Annotated in this window: 11 protein-coding genes; 4 read left to right on the plus strand and 7 right to left on the minus strand. The window is 42.8% G+C overall.

Features of this window, described 5'->3' with window-relative positions:
* Positions 1 to 19: 19 nt before the first annotated feature.
* The 3 genes from UYC_RS0106075 to UYC_RS0106085 form a co-directional block, all read right to left on the minus strand.
* Complete coding sequence (locus UYC_RS0106075) at positions 20 to 283, minus strand: ParE family toxin-like protein (RefSeq protein WP_016873760.1); 264 nt, start codon at positions 281 to 283, stop codon at positions 20 to 22.
* Positions 280 to 510: a hypothetical protein gene (locus UYC_RS0106080; RefSeq protein WP_016873761.1), complete on the minus strand. Its 231-nt coding sequence runs from the start codon at positions 508 to 510 to the stop codon at positions 280 to 282. The genes UYC_RS0106075 and UYC_RS0106080 overlap by 4 nt, the downstream gene beginning before the upstream one ends.
* A gap of 85 nt (positions 511 to 595) precedes the next feature.
* Positions 596 to 1,588, minus strand: a complete 993-nt coding sequence (locus tag UYC_RS0106085) for an ADP-ribosylglycohydrolase family protein (protein WP_016873762.1) — start codon at positions 1,586 to 1,588, stop codon at positions 596 to 598.
* A gap of 459 nt (positions 1,589 to 2,047) precedes the next feature.
* Here UYC_RS0106085 and dnaK point away from each other — a divergent pair, with 459 nt between their 5' ends.
* The 4 genes from dnaK (at position 2,048) to UYC_RS38790 (ending at position 6,763) form a co-directional block, all read left to right on the plus strand.
* Complete coding sequence (gene dnaK / locus UYC_RS0106090) at positions 2,048 to 3,958, plus strand: molecular chaperone DnaK (protein WP_016873763.1); 1,911 nt, start codon at positions 2,048 to 2,050, stop codon at positions 3,956 to 3,958.
* Positions 3,959 to 4,187: 229 nt separating this feature from the next.
* Positions 4,188 to 4,832 carry an acetoacetate decarboxylase family protein gene (locus UYC_RS0106095; protein WP_016873764.1) on the plus strand — a complete coding sequence of 215 codons (645 nt, stop codon included), beginning with the start codon at positions 4,188 to 4,190 and terminating at the stop codon, positions 4,830 to 4,832.
* A 58-nt stretch (positions 4,833 to 4,890) separates the two neighbouring features.
* Positions 4,891 to 6,003: a Gfo/Idh/MocA family protein gene (locus UYC_RS0106100; RefSeq protein ID WP_016873765.1), complete on the plus strand. Its 1,113-nt coding sequence runs from the start codon at positions 4,891 to 4,893 to the stop codon at positions 6,001 to 6,003.
* A 610-nt stretch (positions 6,004 to 6,613) separates the two neighbouring features.
* Positions 6,614 to 6,763, plus strand: a complete 150-nt coding sequence (locus UYC_RS38790; protein WP_016873766.1) for a hypothetical protein — start codon at positions 6,614 to 6,616, stop codon at positions 6,761 to 6,763.
* 26 nt (positions 6,764 to 6,789) lie between these two features.
* Here UYC_RS38790 and UYC_RS0106110 read toward each other — a convergent pair whose 3' ends face one another.
* From UYC_RS0106110 to UYC_RS0106125, 4 genes are all read right to left on the minus strand, one after another.
* A complete protein-coding gene (locus UYC_RS0106110) occupies positions 6,790 to 7,281 on the minus strand; it encodes a hypothetical protein (RefSeq protein ID WP_026087394.1) in 492 nt (163 codons plus the stop codon).
* A gap of 15 nt (positions 7,282 to 7,296) precedes the next feature.
* The gene (locus UYC_RS0106115) at positions 7,297 to 7,836 is read right to left on the minus strand and encodes a retropepsin-like aspartic protease family protein (protein WP_016873768.1); all 540 of its coding nucleotides are present in this window, start codon (positions 7,834 to 7,836) and stop codon (positions 7,297 to 7,299) included.
* A gap of 380 nt (positions 7,837 to 8,216) precedes the next feature.
* Positions 8,217 to 8,708: a HugZ family pyridoxamine 5'-phosphate oxidase gene (locus UYC_RS0106120; RefSeq protein ID WP_016873769.1), complete on the minus strand. Its 492-nt coding sequence runs from the start codon at positions 8,706 to 8,708 to the stop codon at positions 8,217 to 8,219.
* A gap of 120 nt (positions 8,709 to 8,828) precedes the next feature.
* Entirely contained in the window at positions 8,829 to 9,215 is a 387-nt protein-coding gene (locus tag UYC_RS0106125) for a nuclear transport factor 2 family protein (RefSeq protein ID WP_026087395.1), read from the minus strand.
* Between the last annotated feature and the right edge of the window lie 327 nt (positions 9,216 to 9,542).

The following is a 9,542-nucleotide window of genomic DNA, read 5'->3' on the forward strand; positions in this document are numbered from 1 at the left end:
GTACAAAATTGTGATCGCCCTATCCAAAAAATTTTTCGTAATCGTCGTGACTACCAACCCAAAACCATGTGACTGTATTTTCTTCTAAAATGCCAAGTGCTCGATAATTCCGCGTAATTCTCACAGACCAAATATTTTCTTCGTTATTGATACATTTAAAATGCAAAGATGGGTGAAAAGGATTCTCTCTCCATAATTGATAAGCTTTTCTGGCACTACTCCTAGTCTTCTCATCAAGATCCCGATAGGCATCCCAAAACGAAGGGAGAGTAGCTGATTTCATAGCTTGTCATAATCCATTGCCTGGGTAAGCCCTTCTGCGATTTCTTGTTTAGCACGTCGGGCAGCCGCTACAAGCTTTTGTTGAGTTTTCTGGAATGAATCGTCCCACTTGAGTTCATCATGTAAGTCTTGTATGTATTCTTGAAGATGTTCTGCAATTCGATTTTGTACATCTTCTGGCAAAGACTCCATCATTTTAACTACAGTGTTAATTGCTGAAGAGGACATAACAAAGTTGTTTGTTGGCTTTTTCTAACTCTAGCACTGAGGCAATCAACAACAGCAAAGATGTACGATCGCTTGCAACCAAAGTTCAATCCCAAAGTTTGCCCAATGCAGCCAAGCGATCGCAATATTCTATGCGAGCAACCCAATCTTCAGGCCATGCAGCCATTCCCAGATAAGCCCCGGCAAAAGCACCAGTCAGGCAAGCAATTGAGTCGGAATCGCCTGCTGTGAGGGCAGCTCGACGCAGTGCTGCTAATGGTTCTTCGGGAAACAGCAAGAAGCATAAAAGAGCGGTAGCAAAAGCTTCTTCGGCGATCCAACCTTCTCCCGTTGCGTCACAGGGATCGTCGTCGCGGTTTGGATTTACCAATGCTGCATCAAGGCGATCAAGTACTGTTAGGCACTCATCCCACCCATGGCTGATAAACTCCTCTGGGGTGTTAATATCCGGACGTTTCCACAGCGAACCAAGCCACTCGGCATGGTAGACAGTCCGCTGATTGAGAGCATAGCTGCGGAGTCGAGAAGGAAGCCCCTGCGGATCTCCTCCCTTGGCTAAATCGGTAATGGCTGTTGCTGTCAAATCTGACGCCGCCAGAGCTGTGGCATGACCGTGAGTTAATGCAGCTTGAAATTGGGCGAGCGCTGCACGAGTGGTTGCGTCTAATGGTAGTAAACTTACGGGTGCTACTCGCATATTAGCACCACAACCCTTCGAGTTTGCTTCTGTAGCTTGTTGCCAAGGCATACCCTGCGCCAACCGACTACAAGCCCTCAAGCAAGTCATACCTGGAGCGCGATTATTCTCCGGACTGCGCCACCATTTAATAAAAGCATTTCTGAGCGGTGTTTCTAGAATTGCTGCTGTCAAATGGGCTGTCTTCGCATTCGCCAGCGCTTCGCCCACAGCTAATGTCATTTGCGTATCATCTGTAACAAGCGCTGGATTTCCTTTAATTTCTTGAGGGCCATGCGGTGGGTAGCGACGGCAAATTTCCTCCACTGACAAAAACTCGGTTTCTGCTCCCAGCGCATCACCAAAAGCAAGCCCGAACCAACATCCTGAAGCATGGCGCATAAGTAATAGTATTTCACTGCCAATGAAGTGTAATCTATAATTACATAGTATTACAAAAAAAGACAATTACTGTTGTGGCTGACTTAATGCTTAATTTTTTAGGCTTGTACTCTTTCTGGCTCTGTAATGCTTAATAAGACGGCAAACACCACCAAAGCGTTACGGTTCACCCCCAACCCTGGCAGTATTAATTCTCATACATTAGACACAGTGAAAGCAAATCAAATTATATGAGCCAACTGGAAACATGAAGCATAACCGTCCTTGCTAAGGTTCGGAAAACCACCCTTCATGGACTGGCTACACAGGCTCAGTATATATATCAGCATAGTATTGGGTTTTGACCTTAGTAAAACCAAAGGTATTGATGCTGGACTGGCTGCTTTCTAAATCCAGTTAGTTCAAAAACTAGCCTTTATACTCTCATTCATTTGTAGTTATACGGAGCCAGCGCTGACAATGGCAAAAGTAGTTGGGATTGACTTAGGTACAACAAACTCCTGCGTAGCAGTAATGGAAGGTGGTAAGCCCACGGTTATTGCTAACGCAGAAGGTTTTCGCACAACACCGTCAGTAGTGGCGTTTGCTAAAAATGGCGATCGCTTGGTGGGGCAAATCGCGAAGCGGCAAGCGGTGATGAACCCGGAAAACACTTTTTATTCCGTAAAACGCTTTATTGGCCGTAAATTTGACGAAATCACCCACGAAGCAACCGAAGTTTCTTACAAAGTTCTGCGGGATGGCAGCGGCAATGTAAAGCTAGATTGCCCCATTGCTGGTAAACAGTTTGCTCCCGAAGAAATTTCAGCACAAGTTCTCCGCAAACTAGTAGAAGATGCTAGCAAGTACTTGGGTGAGCAGGTAACTCAAGCGGTAATCACAGTTCCGGCATACTTCAACGACTCTCAGCGCCAAGCTACCAAAGATGCTGGTAAAATTGCTGGTGTGGAAGTGTTGCGGATTATCAACGAACCTACCGCTGCTTCCTTGGCATATGGATTAGACAAGAAGAGCAACGAAACTATTCTTGTATTTGACCTTGGTGGTGGTACTTTTGACGTGTCTATCCTCGAAGTAGGCGACGGCGTATTTGAAGTACTGTCTACGTCTGGTGATACCCACCTTGGTGGTGACGACTTCGATAAGAAAATTGTTGATTATTTAGCAGAAGAATTCAGAAGACAAGAAGGTATCGATCTGCGTAAAGACAGACAAGCTTTACAACGTCTGACTGAAGCCGCAGAAAAAGCTAAAATTGAACTTTCTAGCGTTACCCAAGCAGAAATTAACCTACCATTTATTACTGCTACCCAAGATGGCCCCAAGCACTTGGATACGACACTTACTCGTGCCAAGTTTGAAGAACTCTGCTCTGACTTAATTGATCGCTGCCGTGTTCCTGTAGAAAACTCACTTCGTGACGCCAAATTAAGCAAAAACGATATTGATGAAGTTGTTTTAGTTGGTGGTTCTACCCGTATTCCCGCAGTCCAAGAGTTAGTGAAGCGGATTATCGGTAAAGATCCTAACCAAAGCGTAAACCCTGATGAAGTGGTAGCAGTTGGTGCTGCTATTCAAGCTGGTGTACTTGCTGGTGATGTTACGGGTATCTTGTTGTTAGATGTAACACCACTGTCTTTGGGTGTAGAAACCTTGGGCGGTGTTATGACTAAGATTATTCCCCGCAACACCACTATTCCTACCAAGAAGTCGGAAGTCTTCTCTACTGCCGTGGATGGACAAACTAACGTTGAAATTCATGTTCTCCAAGGTGAACGGGAAATGGCTTCTGACAACAAGAGCCTTGGAACCTTCCGCCTTGATGGTATTCCCCCTGCGCCACGCGGTGTACCTCAAATCGAAGTTGTCTTCGATATTGACGCCAACGGTATTTTGAACGTTACCGCCAAAGATAAAGGTACTGGTAAGGAACAGTCCATTAGTATTACTGGTGCTTCTACCCTCGACAAGACTGAAGTTGAGCGGATGGTTAACGAAGCCGAGAAAAACGCTTCTGCTGACAAAGAACGTCGGGAAAAAATTGATCGCAAGAACCAAGCCGACTCTTTGGCATATCAAGCCGAGAAGCAGTTGCAAGACTTGGGTGATAAAGTCAATGCTGCCGACAAGACTAAAGTCGAAGGTTTGGTGAAAGATCTGCGCGATGCCATCACCAAAGAAGACGACGAGCAAATCAAGAAGTTGATGCCAGAATTACAACAGGCACTATTCGCCGTTGGTAGCAACATCTATCAACAAGCTGGTGGTGGTGCTCCTGGTGCTGGTACTGGTGCTGCTGATGCTGGCACTTCCACTCCTGGTGGTGGCGGTGATGATGTAATCGACGCTGATTTTACTGAAAGCAAATAACACTGTAGAGGTACGGCAATTGCTGTGCCTTTACTTCCAGTGTTCCATCCTAAGGTATGTCTTAGGGTGGGCATTTTTTTTGAGTTTAGGTTTTAAAGTAGTTACTGGTTAGTGATAGTGGATAGTGGTTAGCGATCGGTAGTTGTTCTAACTACTAATTGCTAACCTATTTATTCTTTCCCGGCGCAAGGCTTTGCGCCTTTCAATAATCAACTACTAACAATCCCAAATGTCTTATCCCCAAGCACCTTGGACATTGCAAGGTTACGCTGTTATTTCCTTGCATCTACTAAATATTGACCGAGTGCGCCACCTTATCCCCTCGGAATTAGAAATTATCCCTGTGTGGCCTAGCAAAACGGTGGGTGGTGTGTATTTATCCTATTATGGTTCTGAATCTGAACTGGAATACAGTGAGTTAATTGTTGTACCTGCGTTTGTAGGTTACCGAGGAACAGTTGGTGGTTGGGTTTCCCATATTTACGTAGATAATCCTGATTCTGTGGCTGGTGGTCGAGAAATTTGGGGACTACCTAAGGAATTAGCTGAATTTACTTGGGAAAAGGACAACAGCGTCATTGTTCGTCAAGACAATCAAATATTGTGTAGTTTGAAATATCATCAGCCATTATTTGCCTGGCGACAGTGGCTAGGTGGTTCTAGTTTCAGTGCTAAAAATTCCGAACTGTTGACTTTCATGGCTGAAATAGAATCAAATTTGGGGTTGATTAATTCTAAGTTAGAAGTTCCAGCCCAAAGTCCGTTTGCAAATATTGGTTTAGGTCAACCACTTTTAAGCGTACACTGTGATCGCATGAGTTTAAGAGTGCGATCGCCCGAAGTGGTAGGACAAACTACAGTTGCATATAGTTAGTGAAAAACATAAAAGTGTAGATTGTTAAAGACGAGTCTACGCAGAACAATCAAAATCTATGTTCAATCAGGATGTAATTGGTGTTGCAGTTGTCGGCACAGGATTTGGTCAAAAAGTCCACATTCCTGGATTCCAGGCACATCCTCGCACCCAGGTAGTTGCTGTTTACCATCGAGACTTGGAGCAAGCCCAAGCGATTGCCCAATCCCACAATATTCCCCATGCCTGCAACACAATTGCAGATATTGTTTCCTTGAGTGAAGTGCAAGCAGTTAGTATTGCTACTCCACCATTTTTGCACCATGAAATGGCGAAGGAAGTGCTGCAAGCTGGGAAACACGTGTTAATAGAAAAACCTGTAACCCTAAATGCAACTGAAGCCAAAGAACTCTACTCTTTAGCCAAACAAAAAGGTGTTGTTGCTACCGTTGATTTTGAATTTCGGTTTGTACCGGGATGGCAGTTGTTTTCTGAGCTATTATCACAAGGATATGTCGGCAATAAACGTCTAATCAGAATTGATTGGTTGGGTTCTTCTCGCGCCGATGCTGGAAGGGCTTGGAACTGGTATTCGCAAAAAGAAAAAGGAGGAGGTGCATTGGGATCTTTAGGTTCCCACACCTTTGACTATATTAATTGGTTATTTGGGCCGATACGCAGATTAAACGCCCATTTAAGTACTGCTATCCCCCAGCGCAGCGATCCCAACACAGGTGAATTAAAGCCTGTTGATACAGATGACACCTGTATGTTGATGCTGGAATTGGCAGACGGTACGCCCTGCCAAGTTTCCATCAGTGCGGTAGTTCATGCTCCACGAACTCATTGGTTAGAGGTTTATGGCGATCGCGGTACTTTAGTATTAGGTAGTGAAAATCAAAAAGATTACATACATGGCTTCCGTGTTTGGGCATCCCAACCTGGTAAACCGTTAACGGAAATAGAAATTCCCAACAGATTACTTTTCCCCAAAAATTATGCTGATGGTCGCATTTCTGCTTTTATTAGAGTAGTAGACCAATGGGTACAGGGAATCACGAAGGGTGAGCAAGTAACACCATCACTGCAAGAAGGAGTTTACTCTCAGCTATTGATGGATTTAGCTCATGAATCAAATGAAACATTTAAGTGGGTAAATATACCAGATTTAGAAGAGTTTTTGAGAAGTTAATCTTAACAGTAGCAATTTTTGTAGGGTGGGCACTGTTTAACTTTCCTCAAGCCTTTTAAGTTGCGAACAGTGCTCCGAAGTTCTCTGGGCGTGGGAAACCCTTACTTACGTTTATCCGCCTATCCTACGGGAACCCCTTCGGGGTACGGCGTCTACGGCAGTTGCTACAACGCGCTTAACCCGACGCCAGGTGCTACAACGGGGGAGAACCCCCAAAGGCGTACTGCCTCACTGCAGGACTTCTCTCCACCTTACGGTTGCAATACAGTTCAGTTAAGGCTAAAACTCTTTGTTAAAGTCAATTGAAAATCTCCGCGTCTCCCTGTCGCCGCGTCTGGGCGTCATACCGTTTAACTTTAAAGTTGATACATTTAGGCAAGCTGGGGGAACTGGGGAAGCTGGGGAGGCAGGGGGAGCAAGAAAAGTAATTTGTATCAATAATTTCGTGAAATGGTATCAGTCCTAATGATAAGTCTTCAAACGAACATGATATTATGCCCTGCCCCCGATTAGATTCACCCGATCGGGCGAGTCAACTGGATGAAGTGAAATTACTATCTTCTATCTTAATCTAGATAATAATATGTGCTGAGTCACTACCATAAAGACTATGAGCGAGCAAGCAAACGCAGATATCAAACTGGCATATCAAAAGGCAGCAGAAGCCACTTTTGCGATCGCCCAAGCTCTGAGTCAAATTAAAGACAAACAGGTGAGAGACGAAATTATTGCTAAGTTAATCAATGATTGCGATCGCTAAAGGAATTTCTGCCACAAAGTTCAAAACTACGATTTGATTTGGGAAGTGTTGGATACTGGTTTTGAGCGCTGCTGATAATACTCAACTACTTTTTGCACATAAGCTCCAGTAAAACCATTGTTGCAGCCTGTGTATTTGCCAGTCATCCACCAACAAGCAACCCCACGTACAGCAGCAATCTCATTGTTTTGATGAGTAGTGTATTGATTGTTTAGCTCTCGACGCGTAATGCACGAAACAACTTGACGCGCCAATGCAGGGCTATTTTCAAACTGCGTTGGTGTCACCTCTTTTTTCAAACAATATTTTGACCAGCCTTTGAGGGTTTCTGGTCTAACTTGCCATGCACTATAAAGCCCATCATTTATGGTATTAGTTTTTGGTGCAGCTAGTCGTAATGCTTCTACCATCGCTGCGACTTGGCGATCAAAAACTTGCTTTGGTGCTTGTGCTACCGATGGTAAAAATCCTAAGCTAAAAATCATTCCACCGACTAGCAATCCTATGTTCTTTCTCATAAATATGTTAAAACTTCAGCGCCGACGTAATTCCAGTTCTTTTTCCATGATTTTAACGTCATAATTGCTGAAAAAATCATGTCCTAACAGTCCAACGCTAGCTTTTGGAGCGATCGCCACCTGTAAATTATTGGCTACGGCTTTGCCAATGGCGATAGACTCTACCTGACTCGTTAAAAATTGTACTTTGCTACCATCAGCTATGTGTGCTTCTACTGTTCCCGTCGCTTTTAATTTTAGAGCGTTAGCCATCCCCATTGTTATCAAGGTACTACTAGCTCCTGTATCAAAAATCATCTCAAAGGTTTGATTGCCATTAAATGTAACATTCACAACAGGAGTTCTACCAATACGACGTTTAATAGGAATCCGAATTACTCCACTGTCTGGAGGAGTCATACCACAAAGCTTTCCTAAACTGACGGTTCTGCCAGAGGAAGTAACCATAAAACAAGCTCCAGGATCTACAGCTGTTGCCCGTAGAGGAAATGATAAAAATATCAGCGTCGGTACCACTGCAAAAGTTTTAATCCACTGCCTGTTAGTTTTGAACATGAAATTTTTTAGATACATCTATTCTTAAAATACCCAGATCTAAAAATCCCAAATCATGCGTGAACGGCAAGAACCCCAACTTCTTTAATTCTTTAAGAAATTGAGGTTATGAGTCCATCATTTTCACAAATTACGTAGGATAGCTGTATAACAAAATATTTGAAAATTAACAAAAAAACTGAGTAAAAAAAGATTCTCAAGGCATTTTCATACTCTAAATCAGCAATACCGAAAATTAGAAGTATATGAAATATATATCTATAAATTTGAAGTATTAGAAATTTTTACACAAGCTTTTTCTGCAATTTCTTAAGAGTTTTTCAGAATTTAAAGATAGAAAAACCTAATAAATACTTGCAATAAAATATTTTTCTACCTCGCTATGTTCTTGTAATATGTTTCAATTCGCTAAGATTATCGCTGCTAATAGAGTAAGCTGCTCCAAAACCAGTTACAAAACGCCCTTGTTGAGGAGTAAGTTTAAAAATCCGAAAATCAGCTAAATCTCTTAAGATTTCAATAATTTCACCAAAACGAGCTTGAAATTGATAGACAATTTCCTGCCATGCATCTGTCTGCCGTTCTATTAAAGTTGCCGTACAATCAAAGGTTAAACGACAACGGGCAAAGATTTGCTCTGTTTTACCTTCATCCTCAATCAACATCACACCGACGCGAGGATTAGCAGAAAGGTTTTGAGTATGAGTCGAAAGCTCGCTGACGTAAATATAAATATTTTTGGACTCATCAATTACGAAAGGAGCATAACTAGCATTTGGTACTCCTTGCGTGTTCGCTGTACTGATAATAGCGCTTTGAAACTGGTGAATAAAATTTTCGTAGTCTGCTTGGGCTTTTTCGAGATTATTCATAAATTAAGAAACAGATTTATTTGTTTGTCCTTAATTTTCCTATCTCATCTAAATATTACCAGATCCTTCTCCTCGAAACGTGTTGTATAATTAACGTGCACGATATTTTCAGATTTTTTCTTACCGCACAATCGGACTAGCATGATGATGTACTAAATACCACTTGCCACCGAGAAGCTCAAATACATTTGTAGCTAGCGATCGCGCTTCCATTTTTCTGCCATTAATGACTTGCATGACATTTTCGAGCAACACAATGTAGGCAACATTTTCACGCACTTCTGTGGCAATTATGTCCCTATTAATTTCTATGTATGGGGTATTTTTAAATATCTTTTCCCAGGAGGTGCGAATTTCTTTCCAGCCCCGGAGTATATTCCAACCAGGGTGAACGCAAAGACTTGCAGTACCTTGAGACCATACTACACTCATAGCCTCAATATCTTTTTTTTCAAATGCTCGGTAAAAAGCATCATTAACGGCTAAAACATCAGATATATTAGTCATTTTTAAATGGTTAGTCATTAGTCATTAGTAGGGGAGGCAGCGCGCCCTTGGAGGTTCCACGCCACATGCTTTATGCCGGGAAACCCGTCCACCGCAGTGGCTCCTCCGTTGTAGCGACTGCCGTGCGGGTTTTGCCGATCATCTTGCCTTTCAAACTGATAATTTATCTTCTAAACCCGCCTGTACAGCAATTGTTGTAGGGTGGGCACAGCCTAACTTTCCTTAAACCCTGATTTAACCTTCTCGATAGTGCCCACCTTACGGTTATTAGTAGTGAGTAGTTGGTATTCGTTTACCACTAACTACTATCCACTATCCAGTTGTAGT

It is taken from the genome of Chlorogloeopsis fritschii PCC 6912 (assembly GCF_000317285.1).
In the GTDB taxonomy this organism is placed as follows: domain Bacteria; phylum Cyanobacteriota; class Cyanobacteriia; order Cyanobacteriales; family Nostocaceae; genus Chlorogloeopsis; species Chlorogloeopsis fritschii.